This is a genomic window from Paenarthrobacter sp. CCNWLY172 (genome assembly GCF_037402035.1).
In the GTDB taxonomy this organism is placed as follows: Bacteria; Actinomycetota; Actinomycetes; order Actinomycetales; family Micrococcaceae; genus Arthrobacter.
The window spans coordinates 594,531-611,917 of record NZ_JBBEGB010000001.1 but is presented as its reverse complement, the minus strand read 5'-3'; the positions used below and the strand labels follow the sequence as shown (position 1 = coordinate 611,917).

The 17,387-nt window shown below is 62.3% G+C and carries 15 protein-coding genes and 1 pseudogene; 3 read left to right on the top strand and 13 right to left on the bottom strand.

The features are described from left to right. Positions 1 to 387: 387 nt before the first annotated feature. Positions 388 to 1,331, bottom strand: a pseudogene (locus WBN73_RS02770) (YobI family P-loop NTPase); the annotation flags it as partial. A gap of 131 nt (positions 1,332 to 1,462) precedes the next feature. After that, a complete protein-coding gene (gene ychF / locus WBN73_RS02765; RefSeq protein WP_207594149.1) occupies positions 1,463 to 2,548 on the bottom strand; it encodes a redox-regulated ATPase YchF in 1,086 nt (361 codons plus the stop codon). A gap of 111 nt (positions 2,549 to 2,659) precedes the next feature. Here ychF and WBN73_RS02760 point away from each other — a divergent pair, with 111 nt between their 5' ends. Continuing rightward, entirely contained in the window at positions 2,660 to 3,889 is a 1,230-nt protein-coding gene (locus WBN73_RS02760) for a DNA recombination protein RmuC (protein WP_337339399.1), read from the top strand. Between the two features lie 85 nt (positions 3,890 to 3,974). Here the strand turns inward: WBN73_RS02760 and WBN73_RS02755 are convergent, their stop codons facing one another. Beyond that, positions 3,975 to 5,060, bottom strand: a complete 1,086-nt coding sequence (locus WBN73_RS02755; protein WP_337339398.1) for a 4-hydroxy-3-methylbut-2-enyl diphosphate reductase — start codon at positions 5,058 to 5,060, stop codon at positions 3,975 to 3,977. Between the two features lie 24 nt (positions 5,061 to 5,084). Then, complete coding sequence (locus tag WBN73_RS02750) at positions 5,085 to 5,942, bottom strand: hypothetical protein (RefSeq protein WP_337339397.1); 858 nt, start codon at positions 5,940 to 5,942, stop codon at positions 5,085 to 5,087. A gap of 185 nt (positions 5,943 to 6,127) precedes the next feature. On the opposite strand from WBN73_RS02750, the gene xseA reads away from it, so the two are divergent. Continuing rightward, positions 6,128 to 7,405, top strand: coding sequence for an exodeoxyribonuclease VII large subunit (xseA, locus tag WBN73_RS02745; protein WP_207594153.1), 1,278 nt, complete (start codon positions 6,128 to 6,130; stop codon positions 7,403 to 7,405). A gap of 41 nt (positions 7,406 to 7,446) precedes the next feature. Beyond that, positions 7,447 to 7,698 (top strand): exodeoxyribonuclease VII small subunit, encoded by a 252-nt coding sequence (locus WBN73_RS02740; protein ID WP_207594154.1) that lies wholly within the window; start codon positions 7,447 to 7,449, stop codon positions 7,696 to 7,698. 42 nt (positions 7,699 to 7,740) lie between these two features. On the opposite strand, the gene WBN73_RS02735 is transcribed toward WBN73_RS02740, so the two are convergent. The 9 genes from WBN73_RS02735 to WBN73_RS02695 all read right to left on the bottom strand — a co-directional run bounded on the left by WBN73_RS02735 (position 7,741) and on the right by WBN73_RS02695 (position 17,348). Further along, positions 7,741 to 8,595, bottom strand: coding sequence for a polyphosphate kinase 2 family protein (locus tag WBN73_RS02735; protein WP_337339396.1), 855 nt, complete (start codon positions 8,593 to 8,595; stop codon positions 7,741 to 7,743). Positions 8,596 to 8,649: 54 nt separating this feature from the next. After that, positions 8,650 to 9,870: a pyridoxal phosphate-dependent aminotransferase gene (locus tag WBN73_RS02730; protein WP_207594156.1), complete on the bottom strand. Its 1,221-nt coding sequence runs from the start codon at positions 9,868 to 9,870 to the stop codon at positions 8,650 to 8,652. Positions 9,871 to 9,990: 120 nt separating this feature from the next. Then, positions 9,991 to 10,947, bottom strand: a complete 957-nt coding sequence (locus WBN73_RS02725; protein WP_337339395.1) for an ABC transporter substrate-binding protein — start codon at positions 10,945 to 10,947, stop codon at positions 9,991 to 9,993. Further along, positions 10,944 to 11,687, bottom strand: coding sequence for an ABC transporter permease (locus WBN73_RS02720; RefSeq protein ID WP_337339394.1), 744 nt, complete (start codon positions 11,685 to 11,687; stop codon positions 10,944 to 10,946). The genes WBN73_RS02725 and WBN73_RS02720 overlap by 4 nt, the downstream gene beginning before the upstream one ends. Continuing rightward, positions 11,684 to 12,424, bottom strand: coding sequence for an ABC transporter permease (locus WBN73_RS02715; RefSeq protein ID WP_337339393.1), 741 nt, complete (start codon positions 12,422 to 12,424; stop codon positions 11,684 to 11,686). Before WBN73_RS02715 ends, WBN73_RS02720 begins: the two co-directional genes overlap by 4 nt. Continuing rightward, positions 12,424 to 13,518 (bottom strand): ABC transporter ATP-binding protein, encoded by a 1,095-nt coding sequence (locus WBN73_RS02710; RefSeq protein WP_337339392.1) that lies wholly within the window; start codon positions 13,516 to 13,518, stop codon positions 12,424 to 12,426. The genes WBN73_RS02715 and WBN73_RS02710 overlap by 1 nt, the downstream gene beginning before the upstream one ends. A gap of 154 nt (positions 13,519 to 13,672) precedes the next feature. After that, positions 13,673 to 14,842 carry a ribosome small subunit-dependent GTPase A gene (gene rsgA / locus WBN73_RS02705; protein ID WP_280623194.1) on the bottom strand — a complete coding sequence of 390 codons (1,170 nt, stop codon included), beginning with the start codon at positions 14,840 to 14,842 and terminating at the stop codon, positions 13,673 to 13,675. A 224-nt stretch (positions 14,843 to 15,066) separates the two neighbouring features. Continuing rightward, positions 15,067 to 15,519, bottom strand: a complete 453-nt coding sequence (locus tag WBN73_RS02700) for an NUDIX hydrolase (RefSeq protein ID WP_280623195.1) — start codon at positions 15,517 to 15,519, stop codon at positions 15,067 to 15,069. Positions 15,520 to 15,551: 32 nt separating this feature from the next. Beyond that, positions 15,552 to 17,348, bottom strand: a complete 1,797-nt coding sequence (locus WBN73_RS02695; protein ID WP_337339391.1) for a glycoside hydrolase family 35 protein — start codon at positions 17,346 to 17,348, stop codon at positions 15,552 to 15,554. Positions 17,349 to 17,387: the final 39 nt, after the last annotated feature.

Here is a 17,387-nt window from a genome sequence, read left to right as displayed (position 1 = left end):
GAGCGCCGTCCTGCCTGCCAAGAGCTCTTGGTCGCCGGCCTCGCCGGCCACCTCACGAACAACGAGATAGCCAAAACTTGGGGATCAATCCCCGCACAGTCGAAGGGCACATCCCCCGCGGCCTTCATAAAACAAGAACACATCCCGGCATGACCTACACGATCTGGTTGTGGACGCCCTGACCCGCTGATGCCCGGTGTACGAACCCTGCCCCCCAGCCCAACCTGGTGCCGCAGTCGCCCCGTCAATGTTCATGCTACGATGATGCGCTTTCTTGCAAACTGGATGGAACCGACGTGGCAACTCACTGGGCCGCCCAGACTGAGCGGGACCGCAGTCTTCTCTGTGCCACTGCTATGAAGCTTGAACCGTTAGGCTGCCCTGGCCGTCACTGGTTTTGGCCTCGCCGTCCTTGAGCTTCCCTTCTTCATCTTTTTCGTCTTTGGATTCCGGATCCGTTCCGAGCTGCTCGAACAGGCTGTCCTTGATCGCGTAGATGAACCGAAGAGGCTCGTTCCCCGCCTGCCAGTTCGCGGAAGCATTGACGAGGGTGTTCAGTTCCCGGAGCGAGTCGAAGATCTGCGGATCCTCGAAGCGGTCCAGATCTTCGAAGATCACGAACTTCGGCTTGACGGTGTCAAAGAGGGCAACGATCTCGTCAAGAAAGCTGTCAAAGTAGGTGGTCGGGCCTTCGCCCAGGGCGATTTTCGTGCCGGCAGTCGTGACCTCCGAGACGATCCGGTCGCCGATGATCCACCGTGCCGCCCACAGCGACGCCAGAACAAGGCCGAATAGCATTCCAGCCCGTACGAGGTACCCGGGCAAGTCCGCTGCGGCGTCCGGCCAGCCGGGCCCGGAACGCACCCCCAGCACCCACAGAAGCCCCAGACTCACAACACTGACAAAGAGGGCGTGCAGGAACGCCCTGAACTTGGTCACGGGTTTGGGCCGGGCGAACCGGGATCGACGGATCGTCCCTGGTGCCAACCGGTAGACAAGTTGCTTGACCAGTCCCTTCTGGATCCGGTTGGTCAGGTCCTCGTCATCTTCATCCGGGCCGAGGGTGTTGATACTGATGCGGATAGTGTCTTTGTCGTGCTTCTTCTGAAAGTTGTCCAGCACGCTGGACTTGCCGGCTCCGTAGCGGCCGGTGAGGGCGATGTTACGGTTCCTCTTGTCGAGGACCGCCTCTTCAATGTGCCGCACGTAGATCTTGTGCTGCCACTCTTGAATTCAGGGGCGAGGCTGTGCAGCTTGATAGGCTGCTTCGGCGCCACTGGCTCCTGCAGCTGCTTCGGCGCCTCGGGCTGACTCGGACGTTCCTCGGCCACGGTTCCTCTTCCCCCAAAAGCGTTACACGTCAGTGTCCAGCTTCAGAGGCGCGGTCGGGCATGCCTCTGAAGCTGGACATCAGTGATTCTGTGAACTACTTCTTCCACTTGCCGAAGAAGTAACGCGCGACTCACACGTTGAAGCGGAACTCCACCACATCGCCGTCGGCCATCACGTACTCTTTACCTTCGATCCGGACCTTGCCGCGGGACTTTGCCTCCGCCATGGAACCGGCGTCGATCAGGTCATCGAAGGAGACAACCTCGGCCTTGATGAAGCCTCGCTGGAAGTCGGAGTGGATCACGCCGGCTGCCTGGGGAGCGGTGTCACCCTGACGGATGGTCCACGCACGGGTTTCCTTGGGGCCTGCCGTGAGGTAGGTCTGCAGGCCGAGGGTGTGGAAACCGACGCGCGCCAGCTGGTCGAGGCCGGATTCGGACTGACCGTTCATTTCCAACATTTCGCGGGCCTCTTCCTCGTCCAGTTCCACGAGGTCGGATTCCAGCTTGGCGTCAAGGAAGATTGCGTCAGCAGGGGCAACCAGGGCACGGAGTTCGTCCTGCTTCGCCGGATCGCCAAGGATGCCTTCATCCGCATTGAAGACGTAGATAAACGGCTTGGCGGTAAGAAGGCCCAGCTCCTTGAGGTGACCCATCTCCAGCTTGTCGCTCTTGATCGAGGAGAAGATGGTGTCGCCGCGTTCCAGGACAGCCTGTGCCGCCTTGATGGCTGCGAGCTCGGCAGCTTCCCGTTTCTTGATCTTGACTTCTTTTTCGATGCGCGGAATCGCGTTCTCGATGGTCTGGAGATCTGCCAGGATCAGCTCTGTGTTGATGGTCTCCATGTCGGAGCCCGGATCAACCTTGCCATCGACGTGGATGACGTCGGGATCGTCAAAGACACGGACGACCTGTGCAATGGCCTCGGCCTCGCGGATATTCGCCAGGAACTTATTGCCCAGGCCTTCGCCCTCGGATGCACCCTTCACGATGCCGGCGATGTCCACGAAGGACACCGGAGCGGGAAGCATCTTCTGGGAACCGAAGATTTCGGCCAGCTTTGCCAGGCGGGGATCCGGAAGATTCACGACTCCGACGTTGGGTTCAATCGTTGCGAACGGATAGTTCGCTGCGAGCACCTGGTTGCGGGTCAGTGCGTTGAAAAGAGTTGATTTGCCGACGTTGGGCAGTCCGACGATGCCAATAGTAAGAGCCACGAGCATTGATTCTACCCGTTGGAACCTTGTCCTTGCTTGTTACTGCCCACGATGCGCGCCCACCGCGGTGGCCTCACCAAAACTGTCGTACCCCTGTGACAAGGTTGCTGCATGGATGGATTTGGATTGGTTTTGGCCCTGCTCATGCTGTTGATCGGCGCCGCCATAGGTCTGGCAACGGGCTATGTTGTCTTTCGACGCCGGGGCGCTGGCTTGGAGGAAGACTTCGACGCCGTGTCGGCGCGCCTCTCGGAGGTGACCGCGCAGCTGGCAGCCGCCGACGCCGAACGGCGGCTTTTGTTCACGCAGAACCGCGAGTTGACGGCGTCCAGGAACTCGGATGGCAGTGTTTTACGGGCGTTGGGCCCGGTTGCTGAGAAGCTGACAGCGGTGCAGCAACAAGTCTCGCTGCTGGAACGTGACCGGGTAGAGCAATACGGCCAACTTGCCCAGCAGTTGCAGGATGCCCGGTTGTCTGACGAGCAGCTCTTGCGGTCCACACACGCCTTGGCCTCGGCCCTGCGCTCCAACAGTGCACGCGGCCAATGGGGCGAAGTACAGCTCCGCAGGGTCGTGGAGGCTTCAGGAATGCTGAGGCACGTGGACTTCCATGAACAGGTGCATTCAGGCCGGACCGAGACCACGCTTCGGCCGGACCTCGTAGTCCAATTGCCAGGTGGCAAGCAATTGGTAGTGGATGCCAAGGTCCCGCTCGCCTCTTACCTCGCAGCGCAGGAACAACTGCACGAAGACGGTGCTTTTGGGGAGTCGGTGGCACCTGCCAGCAACCATGATTCAAAGACCTTGCTGTCACAGCACGCCAAAGCGCTGAAGTCCCACATCGATGCTTTGGCGGGCAAGAAGTACTGGGACATTCCCGGCAACTCCCCTGAGTTGGTGATCTGCTTCCTCCCTGCTGAGTCCATCCTGGCGTCAGCCCTCGAGGCAGATCCCGCGCTGTTGGAGTACGCCCTGTCCCGCAATGTGGTGTTGGCGTCTCCCGGGACCCTGCTGGCGGTCCTGAAGTCGGTGGCCTTCACTTGGCGCCAGGATGTCCTCACAGACAGCGCCCACGAACTGTTCGAGCTCGCCAAGCAGCTCTACGAGCGTATGGGCACACTCGGGGAGAACGTTGGCAAGCTGGGCAACTCGTTAAAGACGTCCGTTGACCGCTACAACGCGATGGTGGGCACTCTGGAAGCCCGGGTCCTGCCGACCGCACGCAAGCTCAACACCATGGACGATGCCGGCCTTGCCGCGCCGATGTCCGTTGAGGCAGTCCCCCGTGCCCTGGCAGCCCCTGAGCTGCTGGCTGACGAGGCCGAGGAGTCTGCCGCATAACGAACAGGCCCGCAGCACTGCCTCCCCTGGGGAAGGCGGTGCTGCGGGCCAGTTTCTTTGAGTTTCTGTTGTGGAGCGAAGCGGGTTAGGACGTGGTCCGGTTTCCGCGGCCGCCGAGCGCGCGCGTCTCGTCGCCGGCTTTCTTCAACGTGGCCCGCAGCTCCTTGGGCAGTGAGAAGAGGAGGTCTTCCTCTGCCGTCACGATTTCCTGCACTTCGCCGTAGCCATAGTCAGCCAGCAGCCGCAGGACGTCCTTGACGAGTACTTCCGGGACAGAGGCACCCGAGGTCACACCGACCGTTGCGACGCCCTCGAACCAGGCTTCGTCCACTTCGTTGGCGAAGTCCACGCGGTATGAGCTCTTAGCGCCATATTCCAAGGCAACCTCAACCAGGCGCACGGAGTTGGACGAGTTGGCTGAGCCCACCACGATGACGAGGTCAGCCTGGGGAGCAATCTTCTTGATAGCCACCTGGCGGTTGGTGGTGGCGTAGCAAATATCGTCGCTGGGCGGGTCTTGGAGGGTTGGGAACCGGTCCTTGAGGAGACGGACCGTCTCCATGGTTTCGTCCACGCTCAGCGTCGTTTGGGAGAGCCAGATGGTCTTCTCGGGGTCGCGTACGGTGACCTTGTCTACTTCGTGCGGGCCGTTAATGATCTGGATGTGGTCCGGTGCCTCACCGGCAGTTCCTTCGACTTCCTCATGGCCCTCGTGGCCGATCAGGAGGATGTCGTAGTCATCCTTGGCGAAGCGCACGGCTTCCTTGTGAACTTTGGTGACCAGCGGGCAGGTGGCGTCGATGGTACGGAGGCCGCGGTCTTCAGCGGACTGGACCACGGCCGGAGATACACCGTGGGCGGAGAAAATAACCAAAGCGCCCTCCGGGACCTCGTCGGTTTCCTCGACAAAGATGGCACCCTGTTCTTCAAGGGAGCTGACCACATGGACGTTGTGCACGATCTGTTTGCGGACGTAGACCGGAGGCCCATAGTGCTCAAGGGCTTTTTCTACAGCAATGACTGCCCTGTCCACTCCGGCGCAATAGCCGCGCGGCGCCGCCAGCAGAACCTTCTTGGGACCCGTGACGGGTGCCGCTGCCTGTACCTCTTCCGGAGATCGCCGTCTGCGCGGCACCGTGGGCATAGGAATGGAAACTGCTGTGCTGGTCATGTCTCCATGCTACCGGCCCGGCCTTTAACTTCGGGCCGAACGTGACCCTCGTCGCCCTGAGACCACTCCCGCTATGACGCCCACCACCAGGACGGCCCCGGACACCAACACTGCGATCCATACCCACTGGCCAAAACCGTTGCGGGCCGTGGTGAGGAACTCGTTCTTGAACAGTTCTGCCACGCCGTTGGCGCTGGCAAGGCTTCCGACCATTCCACCAGCGAGGTCTGCTCCCGCCGTCCAGAGGGCTGCCAGCGCCAATCCCCCCAGCCCAAGGAAGACCAAAGCCAGCGACCGTCGTCGTGCAGCCGCCAATGCCAGAAGGGCAGACACCAGCGCCCCGGCAGCGGCTATCCACCACAGCGGCGCGAAGGCTGCCACGCGTTCCAAGAGTTGCCGGTGCGAAGGCTCCCCCAGAGAGACAAGGCTCTCCGCGGGGACATCGAGCCTGATCCGCGTAGCCTCGGCAAAATGATCACGGATCAGCCGCACAAGGGGCCCTATGTCCAACACGAGTGCTGTGGACGCCGCCGATTCTTCCGCCCGGGCGACCGTCCCAAAGTTCAGCCTGTGGCTGTTCCGTACGGTTTCCTCCCAGGCTTGCGGATAGTCACTCCACGACTGCATGCCCGTGGCCGCGTTCCGGAGCGCGTCGGCCGCCAGGGATTGGATGGGGCCGGGCAGATCCACGGAGGACTCAAAGGTGCCCACTGCGGCCGTAGCCAAACGGTTCTGGAATTCGGGATCGTTGCCCAGCGAGCCGGCGATCCGAACGAATCCCTCTTCTTTGACAATGTTCTGGTCCACCCACGCCGCAGGAACAGCGACGGCTGTGAGCAGAAGGGCGAGGATCACTCCCAGTGCTGAAACAAAAGTACGCAACGTCGTCCTCGGGGTCGTGGGCTGTGCCACCATCCTAGGTCTGTCCACATGATCGGAAAAATGTCAGGGTCGGCATGGAAGCTATGGATAGAGTTGGAAGGCGGCCGGCAACCAAGACCGCATCCCGGAGCGAGGACACATCATGCAGCAGCAATCACGGAGACTGGAACAGGCACGGACCGCCCATGTCCGCTGAAGCGACTCCGGAATCGACACTGCCCGGGACGGCGGCCGAAACCAGCCCCGATAACCCCTGGCCGCTCCAACTGCTGTCCCGCAAGCTGAAAGCCCACATCGAGCGTGCGCCGGCGGCGTGGATCGAAGGCCAGGTTATTGAGCTGAACCGCCGGGGCGGCAACGCCTTCCTGACACTGCGTGATGTTGACGCCGAGATTTCCCTGCCGGCGTCGGTGTGGTCCACGGTGTTGGACCGTCAAAAAATACCCCTTGAACGCGGATCCCGCGTGGTCGCACTCGTCAAGGCGGATTTCTGGGTCAAAACAGGGCGCCTGAACATGTCCGTCAAGGACATCCGTCCGGTGGGCCTGGGTGACCTGCTGGCGCGGATTGAACGGCTGAGGCAAGCCCTCGCGGCCGAAGGCCTGTTCGCTGACTCCCGGAAACGCAAGCTGCCGCTGCTCCCCCACCGCATCGGCCTCATCACCGGCCGGGACTCGGACGCCAAGAAAGACGTCCTGCGTAATGCTGCGTTGCGCTGGCCGGCGGTTGAGTTCGATGTCCACGAAGTCGCTGTCCAAGGCAACACCGCTGTCTCTCAGATCATCGCAGCATTGAAGAAGCTCGACGCAGACCCTCAGGTAGACGTCATTGTCATGGCACGCGGCGGTGGGGCGTTGGAAGACCTCCTCCCGTTCAGCAACGAGGACCTCATCCGCGCAGTATCTGCCGCCACCACTCCGGTTGTCAGTGCGATCGGGCACGAAGCCGACCGACCCATCCTTGACGACGTGGCGGACCTTCGCGCGTCAACGCCCACCGATGCCGCCAAGCGGATAGTTCCTGACGTAGCCGAGGAACTGGCCATGGTCCGTCAGGCCAGGGACCACCTCCGCAGAAGCATCGGCAGGATGGTGGACCGGGAGACGGACCGCCTCCATGCCTTGAAGTCACGGCCGGTCCTGGCGACGCCGGCTTCCATGGTGGACGCCCGGGCGGATGACATCCACCGGCTGCAACGGCGCTCCCATTCGGCAGTCAACACGGCCGTCGTCCGGGCCCTGGATCAGGTCCACCACTTGCGCGCACAGGTCAGGGCCCTGTCTCCGCAAAAAACACTGGACCGCGGCTACGCCGTGGTCCAGATTGTTGGTGAGGACCAGGCCGGGCACACAGTAGTGAGCAGTCCAGAGGAAGCCCCCGACGGAACCGCACTGGCGATTCGAGTAGCCGAAGGTCGCTTCAGGGCAGTTTCCACGGGCCAAGGACACATAGTGGACCGTTGATGAACCGGTCACCATCATCATCACCGAACACAAAGGACATCATGACCGAGAACAACTCATCCGCAGCTTCACCGGAATCCCTCGACTCGTTGAGCTACGAGGAAGCCCGGGAGCAACTCATGGGCGTCGTTAGCCGCTTGGAGGCAGGGGGTGCCAGCCTGGAAGAATCCTTGGCCCTGTGGGAACGGGGCGAAGCACTGGCCAAACGCTGCGAGGACTGGCTGGAGGGCGCCCGCAAACGCCTGGCTACCGCCCGGGACGCAAGCAACGACGCCGGTGCTGCCGCGCAGTAACGCCCAAGCAGGACCGCATCGAGCAGCCCAGGGTGCGGATTCCTAGGAAGCCACCACCAAAGCGCGTTCCGCAGCGACGTCGAACTCGGCCTTGGGCCAGTCCAACTGGAGGCCTTCAAGGGCATCCAGCAGCAGCTGTTGCACTGCGATGCGCGCGTACCACTTCTTGTTCGCCGGAACCACGTGCCAGGGTGCTGTATCTGTTGACGTTTTCTCGAAAGCAACACCGTAGGCGTCCATATAGTCGTCCCAGAACGCACGTTCGGCAAGGTCGCCGCTGCTGTACTTCCAGTGTTTGCTGGGATCGTCCAAGCGGGCGACAAGCCGTTCTTTCTGCTCGTCCTTGCTGATATTGAGCATGACTTTGACGATGGTGGTGCCCTGGTCTGCGAGGCGGGCTTCGAAGTCGTTAATGGCTGCGTAACGGCGTTCCAACTCCGAATCGTCCGCCCAACCATGCACGCGATGGATCAGGACGTCCTCGTAGTGTGAGCGGTCAAAAACCCCCACCATTCCGGCTGCGGGAGATTGTTTCTCGATCCGCCACAGGAAGTCGTGCGACTTTTCCTCGTCCGTGGGCGCCTTGAACGCCGACACTTGAACGCCTTGCACGTCCATGGCACCCACCACATGGCTGACAATGCCACCCTTGCCGGCGGTATCCATCGCCTGCAGGATCAGCAGGAGCCTCTTGGGGCTGCCAAAACGGCCTTGGGCAAAGAGTTTCTCCTGCAGTTCTGCCATCTGTGCGTCCTGGGCTTCAAGCAACGCCTTGCCGTCAGCTTTCGCGCCGGGATACCCGGGGGTTGAGTCCGGGTCCACGCCGGCCAGCGTGAACCCGGGCCCGACCCTCAATACGTCAGCGGGACTCTTGGCAAATTCAACTGCAACAGCCATGGGGTGTGCCTTTCCGCGGGGCCGCGCCCTCATGGAACGACCATGGACCTCAGGCTAGTTGCCCGGGTACCTCGACAGGAAGTCCGCCATGCGGCCAATGGCCTCTTCAATGTCTTTGACGTTGGGCAGGGTGACCATCCGGAAGTGGTCCGGGCGCACCCAGTTAAATGCCCGGCCGTGGGAAACCAGGATTTTCTGTTCCTTCAACAAATCGAGGACAAACTTTTCGTCGTCCCGGATGTGGTAAACCTCGGGGTCCAGTTTCGGGAACAAGTACAGTGCGCCCCTGGCCTGCTGGGTGCTGACACCGGGAATGGCGTTCAACAGGTCGTAGGCCTTGTTTCGCTGTTCCAGGAGCCTGCCGCCGGGCAGGATGAGGTCGTTGATGCTCTGGTATCCACCGAGGGCTGTTTGGATGGCATGTTGCGCGGGAACGTTGGCACACAAACGCATGTTGGCCAGGAGGTTGATGCCTTCGAGATAGTCGGCGGCGTCCTTCTTGGGCCCCGAGATAGCCATCCAACCGGCGCGGTATCCACAGACCCGGTAGGCCTTGGACAGGCCACTGAACGTCAGGCACAGGACGTCGTCACCGGTGAGCCCGGCGAGGTTGGTGTGGACGGCGTCCTCGTAGAGGATTTTCTCGTAGATCTCATCGGCAAAGAGCACCAGGCCGTGTTTCTCGGCGAGAGCGACGATTTTCTTGAGCGTTTCTTCCGGGTACACCGCGCCGGTGGGATTGTTGGGGTTGATGACCACAATCCCCTTGGTGCGGGGCGTGATCTTGGCTTCCATGTCCTCAAGATCGGGCTGCCAGCCGGAATCCTCGTCGCAGAGGTAATGCACGGGTCGCCCGCCGGCCAAGGCAACGGAAGCAGTCCACAGCGGATAGTCCGGTGTGGGAATCAAGACCTCATCGCCGTCTTCCAGGAGCGCCATGAGGGACATGGTGATGAGCTCGCTGACGCCGTTGCCAAGGTAGATGTCATCAACGTGGATGTTCTGGATGCCCCGGGTCTGGTAGTACTGCGATACAGCGGTCCGGGCCGAGAAAATCCCGCGCGAATCGCTGTAACCCTGGGCGTTGGGCAGGTGGCGGATCATGTCCACCAAAATGGCGTCGGGCGCTTCAAAACCGAAGGGAGCCGGGTTTCCGATATTCAGTTTGAGGATCCTGTGACCCTCTGCCTCCATCTGTTGGGCGGCCTGAAGAATCGGTCCACGGATGTCGTAAAGGACATTATGAAGCTTGGTGGACTGCTTGAATTTCGCCATCCCTCAAATATGCCACACGGGTGATGGACTTCAGCTGAGACTTAACTCACAGAAACGACGACGGCGGTGACGGTCCCGCGTGGGGCCGTCACCGCCGTCGTACGCAGCTCTGGTCAGGCGTTACTTGACGATGCCCTTGTCCTTCAGCCAGGCGGCTGCTGCGTCCTTGGGTGCCTGCTTCTGGTCTCCACTGACCGCACGGTTCAGGTTGATGAGGTCATCCGTGGTCAGGATCTTGGAGACGTTGTTGAGCGCTTCCTTGGCCTTGTCCGTCATCTTGGCCTCCTTGACCAGCGGAAGTACCTGCTGGGCCTTGAAGTTGTTCTTCGGGTCTTCCAGGACCACGAGGTCGTTATCTGCGATGGACGGCGTAGTGGTGTAAATGTCCGCTACCTGCACCTTGTCCTCCAGCAGAGCCTGGAGCGTCAGGTTGCCGCCGCCGTCGCTGAAGGGCTGGAGGCCTTTGAGCTCGCAGTTGTAGTTGGCCTTCAGGCCCGGGAAGCCGTAGGCGCGCGTCTCAAACGTGGCCGGAGCTGCCATGGTGAAGTCCTTGCAGACCTTGGCCAGGTCCTCGATGGATTTCAACTGGTACTTCTCCGCAGTCGCTTTGGTGACCACCATGGCGTCCTTGGACTCGGCCTTTGCCGGTTCCAAAACCGCGAGGCCATCCGGAAGCTTGCCCGGGAGCGCTTTGTAGACGTCCTCCGCGGAAACTTCCTTGGCTTCGGTGTCCACGTAGGACAGGAGGTTGCCGGAGTAGTCCGGGACGAGGTCGATGGAGCCGTCCTGGACTGCCTTGAAGTAGATTTCGCGCGAACCGATGTTCGGCTTGGAGGTGGCTGTCAGACCCGCGGCGTTGAGCGCGCCAACGTAGATCTCGGCAATGACCTGGCTCTCGGGGAAGTCGGCCGAACCGACAGCCAGCGAGCCACTGGCAGCGGATCCGCTGGGTGCCGAGGTGGACGGCGTGGCCAAGGGGCTTCCGCCACACGCGCTCAACGCGAGGGCCACACCCAGTCCGGCTGCGAGGCCGCCGAGACCACGGCGTGTAAGGGTCATGGGGACGGGGTTCTTCATGGTGTACCTCCTTGAACGGCAGCCCCGGCGGGAGCTGTGGCTGTGGGATCGTCGGACGCCTTCTGGCGGCCGCTTGAGTCGAGGGTCAGGCCTGGTGAGATGACGAGCCGCTGTACCCCGGCCAGGATCAGGTCTACTGCGATGGCGAGCCCGGCAATGAGCAGGGAACCACCCAGCATCCGGGGGAAATCCTGCAGGACGAGGCCGTCAAACAGGTAGCGCCCCAGTCCGCCCAGAGGCAGGTAGGCCACCACCGAGACGGTGGCGATGACTTGCAGGACCGCGGTGCGGATGCCACCAAACATCACCTGCAGTCCGTTGGGGACTTCCACCCGGAAGAGGATCTGAAGTTCGGTCATGCCCATGGCTCGGGCAGCATCTACCACGGTGGAATCGACGCTGGAGATCCCGGCGTACGTACCGGCCAGCAATGGCGGCACCGTGAGAATGACCAGAGCCCAGACGGGCGGCATCAAGCCGCTGCCTGCGAGCAAGGCGAACAGCACCAGCAGACCGAGGGTCGGGAGTGCACGCAGCGCACCGGCGACGGCGACCGCAACCACCCTGCCACGGCCGGTGTGCCCGATGTAAAGACCAATGGGTACGGCGATGGCCGCGGCGATCAGGAAAACGAGTCCGCTGTATTGCAGGTGTTCCATCAATCGGGTGGGGATGCCACCGCTTCCGGTCCAGTTCTTGGGGCTCGTCAGCCAGGCTATGGTCTCGGCGAAGATGTTCATGCAGAGGCCCCCGGATCCGGGCGAAGGCCAGCGTGTGGAGTGGCCGGCCCGGACTTGGGTTCGGTGAGAAGCGCAGTTCCGTCCTGCCGTGGAGTCTTTCCGCCGGCGGCACGGGTCCACGGAGTCAGGAGCCGCTCAAGAACCACCAGGACAGCGTCCATCAGCAAAGCCAGGATAAGAATGGCGATGATTCCAACCACCACAACGGTAATGAAGGTACGCTGCAGGCCGTCAGTGAACAGAACTCCGAGGTTTCCCACCCCAAGGAGTGCGGCGACGCTGACCAACGAGATGTTGCTGACCGACACCACGCGCAAGCCTGCGAACAACACCGGCAAGGACAAGGGCAGGTCAACCTGGAAGAAACGGGCCAGGGGCTTGAACCCCATGGCAACGGCAGCATTGCGGAGGTCGTCGTCCACGGAATCGAACGCATCAATGGCCGCGCGGACCAGCAGCGCCACCGCATAAATGGTCAGCGCCACCACGACGTTCAGCGGATCCAGGATCCTGGTGCCAAGGATGGTGGGCAGAATGATGAAAAGTGCCAGCGAAGGAATGGTGTACAGCAAAGAGGTAGCGGTGGTCACTATCGACCTGAGCGTGCTGTTGCGCCTGGCCAGCTGGGCCAACGGGATGGAAATCAGCAGGCCCAGGATCATGGGAATGATGGCGAGCACCATGTGCTGGCCAGCCAATCCCAGGACCATGCCACTGTTGTCGAGGAACCACTCCATCAGGTGGCGTCCTCCCTGTGGTGGCGGACTTCTTCGATGAGTGCCAGGACTTCCGGCGCCTTCAAGACTCCGGCCACGCGGCCGTCGTCGTCTACTGCCACGCCAAGACCCGACGGCGACGACAACGCCGCGTCCAGGGCGCGGCGCAGTGTGTCTCCCTTGCGGAACAGCGATCCGCCCGGGATCAAACCTGCACCGTCGCGCGGCGAGGACCATCCCAACGGGCGGGAGTCGGCGTCGACCACCAAGGCCCACTCCCCCGATGCCCGGCCCGCATGATGACCGTCGGAAGGACTAACCATGGCGACAGGGTGCAGGGTCACTGCGTCAGCTGCGGTGAAAGCCAGGTGCCTGAATCCGCGGTCGCGTCCCACGAAGGAGGCCACGAAATCGTTGGCCGGTGCCCTCAGGATTTCTTCCGGCGCAGCATACTGGGCCAGTTTCCCTCCAACGGCGAAGACCGCAACCTTATCGCCAAGAACCGTTGCTTCGTCGATGTCGTGCGTGACGAAAACAATGGTCTTGGCCAGTTCACGCTGGAGGCGCAGGAGTTCCTGTTGCAGTTCGTCACGGACCACCGGATCCACCGCGCTGAAGGGTTCGTCCATCAGCAGGACGGGCGGATCAGCAGCGAGCGCCCGGGCCACCCCGACGCGCTGCTGCTGACCACCTGAGAGTTGCGACGGATACCGCTTGCCGAGGAACGAAGCCAATCCGACGACGTCCAGGAGTTCCACCGCGCGCTTCCGCGCATCCGCCTTGGAAACACCGTTGAGGCGCGGGACAGTGGCGATGTTGTCCAGGACGGAGCGGTGCGGCAGGAGGCCGGAAGACTGCATGACGTAGCCCATGGAGCGGCGGAGCTCAGGCGCAGGAACCTGTGAAACGTCCCTGCCCGCCACAGTGATGGTCCCGCTGGTGGGCTCCACCATCCGGTTGATCATGCGCAGGGATGTGGTCTTTCCGCAGCCCGAAGGCCCAACGAACACCGTGATGGAGCCTTTGTCGATGGACATACTGAGGGCGTCCACCGCCGGCTGCCCGCCCTGGTATTGCTTGGTGACGCTCTGGAACTCAATCATGGCTTCGGCCATACCCGGGCTTACCTATCTGTGGTCGAGAACATCGGCAGAGCCACACGATCATATGCACTCTTATTACTTGGCTGCAAAGCAATCTTCACCCAGCCTAGCCAGCACCACGGGCGATGTCAGCGCCGCCACGTTTTCCGTAATGAATCGGCAATGTTCAGCGTTTCCGTCGCTTGTTGCCTTTCCCGGCCCGCTCCTCAGCTTGGTCGTGCCTGTACCGTTCCGCCGCGCGTTGGCCCCTTTCGGCCGACACCACCTTTTGATGCCACTCACGCTGGTAGGCGCGGCGGGCAGCGGCGTCATGTTTCCTGGCCAGGGCAGCCAGCTCACGTTGCAGTTTCAGGTAGCTTGCCCACCGCCGGGGATCGAGTGTTTCTTCCGCGAGCGCCTCCTGGACCGCACATCCCGGCTCGGCCTGGTGGGCGCAGTCCGCGAAGCGGCACTCGGCGAAGAGTTCTTCAAGGTCGCCGAACATCTCCTCCATCCCCTCGTCTGCGTCGAACAGGCCGAACCCGCGGACCCCGGGGGTGTCCATCAGCACAGCACCATCGGCCAACGGCACCAGCTCCCGGGACGTGGTGGTGTGCTTACCTTTGCCGTCACCGGCCCGCACCTCTCCTGTCTGTTGGACCTCACGTCCGGCGAGCGCGTTGATCAGGGTTGATTTCCCTGCCCCGGAGGGCCCCAGGAAAACCAGGGTGGCCCCTGCGGGGATGTGCTGCCTGAGTTCGTCCAGCCCGTCGCCTTGCTCCGCCGAGGTAGTCACGACATCCACGCCGGCTGCCTGCAGGATGACCTCCCCCACGACGTCGTCCGCCAACCGGGCAAGATCGGCTTTGGTGATGACCACCAGTGGCGTGGCGCCGGAATCCCAAGCGGCAACCAAGGTCCGTTCCAAGCGGTTGTGGGTCAGAGGGCGGTCCACCGGAACCACTACGGCGACGATGTCGATGTTGCTGCCCAGGATCTGCTCCTCGGAAGAGGCTTCGAAGGCACGCTTGCGGCTCAGCGCCGAACGACGCGGCAAAACCTCGACGACGGCGGGCTCACCCGCTGCGTTGTGGCCGAGCCACACCCAGTCTCCGGTAGCCGGCACCAGCCCGTGGGATGGATAGGGCAGGTGGAGCAGGCCGTCGTCCGAAGCGACCAGCACCCGGTTCCTGTCCAAGCGGACCACGCGGCCCGGTCTGGCGTTTTGTTGGAGGTGGGAAGAGGCGTTGGCGCGGAAAAGTCCGGCAGTTTCCTCGGTGAAGCCGTAGTCGACGGGACCACGAAGGTGCAGGGTGGAACTGCTTAAGGGGTTGCTTGAAGAAGCGAAAGTGTTCAATGGAAGCCTCTGCTGAGGCCCGGCCACCTAGCTCTGGCAGGCTGATGCCGGGACAGGAATGATGGGCTGATGACGGCGCACCGCAACTGGGAGCGGGGCGCGCAAGATCGCTGCAATCATCAAATCCACCCCCTCGGCATCCTGGCCGGCAACTGAATAGCCGACAACGTTGTACAGCGTAACCAAGCAACCGGGGATTTGGCTAGGCCTTGCGGCAAACTGATTTAGCTGGGTTTCCCGTCTGCCGGGCGCTCCCTGTAGAGGCGCAGCGCCGTGTCGACCAAGGAGACCCGGTTAAGTTTGGGTATGTCTTCAAGGGCGATCCAGGCAGCATGGGTGGTGCTTCCATCCACCTCGTGGGTCAATTCGCCGCCTACCACCGTGGCCTCGTAGACCAGCCGCAGTGCTTGGAAGTCCTTCACCGAACCATCCGGGCGGATATCGCCGGGCCAGTGGCCGACGTCGATCCCCAGCATGCCATCGATACGCGCTTCGTAGCCGGTTTCCTCGAAAACTTCCCGCTTGCAGCCGTCAACGGGGTGTTCGGCAAGATCCAGGCCTCCGCCTGGCAGCGTCCACCCTTCCTTTCCGTCCTGCTTCCAATAGGCCAGCAGGATCTTCCCGTCCCGGACAATAACGGCGTAAGCGGCTGGGCGGGTATCGAACTGGAGGGTCATGGAGCCAGCATAATTCCTTGGACCAGATCCCCTTAGGGAAGTTCGGCCGCCGCGATGGGCCCGGCTTCGACGGGGCCCAGATCAGGTATTTCGCGAAGTTCGACGACGGTCCCCGGCTTCCCAAGCTCCAGCACCTTGATGCTGTTTTTGCCGGGCCTCAGCAACGGAGCAGGCGCGTAGAGGGTCACTTGTGGCCCCTTCTCCCAGTACCTGCCGAGCAGGAAGCCGTTGAGCCAGACGAAGCCCTTCCCGGAATCAGGCAGGGCGAGGTAGGTGTCGGCCGGTTCGCCAATCTCGAAGTCGGCTCCGGCCAGTCCTTCCAGGTCTTCCTGCTTCCAGTCGGCCAGGGGCACCGGTGTCTGCGTCCAATGGAACGTGTACCGCTGGTTGATGAGGACACCGCCCAGGATGCCCTTGCCGCGGCCTGTCAATGGGCCGTAGTTGATGCGGCCCAGGTTCTCCACGAGGATCTCCAGCTTGGCGGGAACTCCGGTGCCGGTGACGACGAGCCCCTCAGCACCGGTGACATCGTCGAGCACACCGACGAAGTCACCGTCTACCCACACGTAGGCGCGGTCGTTCAGTCCGGTAATCTTTAGCCGGCTCTCGGTGGGATCGCCGGTTCGTCCGGGCAGGATGGCTTCGGCAGCGTAGAGGACCATCCCGGCGTCGAGTCCAAGCTGCTCGAAGGTCAGCGGCTTGACGCTGCTGACGGCTCCGCTTGCTTTCCTGACCAGACCGAGCAGCGCCGGCCCCTCGGATAGGGTCAGGGACCGGGCCGGAAGTACCGGGGCGTCGGCCAGCAACTCCGCAGGGAGTTCCGGCAGCTCTTGAATGCCTTGGGCGCGGAAGAATTCCCGGCGGAAGGCGTGGAACTTGGGTGTCAGGGCGCCGTTCTCTGCGATGGGCGCGTCGGAATCGTAGCTGGTGACCGTGGGCTGGAGCATGGTGCCATCGTGGTTGCTGCCGGAGGTCAGCCCAAAGTTGGTCCCGCCGTGGGCCATATAGGCGCAGAGCGAACCGCCCAGGTCCAGCATCTTGCGTGCTTCCCGTGCGGCATCATCAGCGTCTCGTCGGTGGTGCAGTTCGCCCCAGTGGTCGAACCAGCCGCCCCAGAACTCAACATTAAAAAACGGCTCGCCGGGCCGGCGTCGCTGCCACGTCGCTATGGCTTCGTCGCCCCGGCTTCCCAACGTAGCAGTCGCCCACGTTCCTTCGATCGAACCGCCGTCGAGGAAGTAGTCGTTGCCGCCGTCGGCTGTGAAGAGCAGCTCCGTGATGCCGCGCTCTTCCAGGACGCGCCGGTTCCAACGGATGTACTCGTGGTCGTCGCCGTAGCTGCCGTATTCGTTCTCGATCTGCACGGCGACCACGGGCCCGCCTGCTGATGCTTGACGCGATGCGACGACCGGGAGGAGGTGGTCGAACCACTCCTCAACGGCCGCAGTGAAGACCGGATCCATGCATCGCAGGCCAATGCCGGGGATACCGGTCAGCCAGGCGGGAAAGCCGCCGTTGTCCCACTCGGCACAAATGTAGGGACCGGGGCGGACGATGACGTCCAGTCCCTCTTCCGAAGCGAGGTCGATGAACCTCCCGAGGTCACGCCATCCGCTGAAGTCGGGGGCCCGATCGCGCTTAGGCTGGTGGAAGTTCCAGGCGACGTAGGTGTCGACGGTATTGGCGCCCATAGCCTTCAGCCGACGCAGACGGTCCTGCCAGAGATCCGGATGGATCCGAAAGTAGTGGATGGCTCCGGCGAGGATACGATACGGTTCACCCGAACGGTAAAGGATGGCGTCGTGGTAGCTCAAAAGGGCGTTGTTCACACGGAACAGATTAGCTCAATTTCCAACATTTATGCACAG

Excerpts from the sequence above, each read along its gene's own strand:
- WBN73_RS02760 (WP_337339399.1), top strand. The coding sequence starts at position 2,660 with ATGGATGGATTTGGATTGGTTTTGGCCCTGCTCATGCTGTTGATCGGC.
- WBN73_RS02755 (WP_337339398.1), bottom strand. The coding sequence starts at position 5,060 with ATGACCAGCACAGCAGTTTCCATTCCTATGCCCACGGTGCCGCGCAGA.
- xseA (WP_207594153.1), top strand. The coding sequence starts at position 6,128 with ATGTCCGCTGAAGCGACTCCGGAATCGACACTGCCCGGGACGGCGGCC.
- WBN73_RS02740 (WP_207594154.1), top strand. The coding sequence starts at position 7,447 with ATGACCGAGAACAACTCATCCGCAGCTTCACCGGAATCCCTCGACTCG.
- WBN73_RS02735 (WP_337339396.1), bottom strand. The coding sequence starts at position 8,595 with ATGGCTGTTGCAGTTGAATTTGCCAAGAGTCCCGCTGACGTATTGAGG.
- WBN73_RS02730 (WP_207594156.1), bottom strand. The coding sequence starts at position 9,870 with ATGGCGAAATTCAAGCAGTCCACCAAGCTTCATAATGTCCTTTACGAC.
- WBN73_RS02725 (WP_337339395.1), bottom strand. The coding sequence starts at position 10,947 with ATGAAGAACCCCGTCCCCATGACCCTTACACGCCGTGGTCTCGGCGGC.
- WBN73_RS02720 (WP_337339394.1), bottom strand. The coding sequence starts at position 11,687 with ATGAACATCTTCGCCGAGACCATAGCCTGGCTGACGAGCCCCAAGAAC.
- WBN73_RS02715 (WP_337339393.1), bottom strand. The coding sequence starts at position 12,424 with ATGGAGTGGTTCCTCGACAACAGTGGCATGGTCCTGGGATTGGCTGGC.
- WBN73_RS02710 (WP_337339392.1), bottom strand. The coding sequence starts at position 13,518 with ATGGCCGAAGCCATGATTGAGTTCCAGAGCGTCACCAAGCAATACCAG.
- WBN73_RS02700 (WP_280623195.1), bottom strand. The coding sequence starts at position 15,519 with ATGACCCTCCAGTTCGATACCCGCCCAGCCGCTTACGCCGTTATTGTC.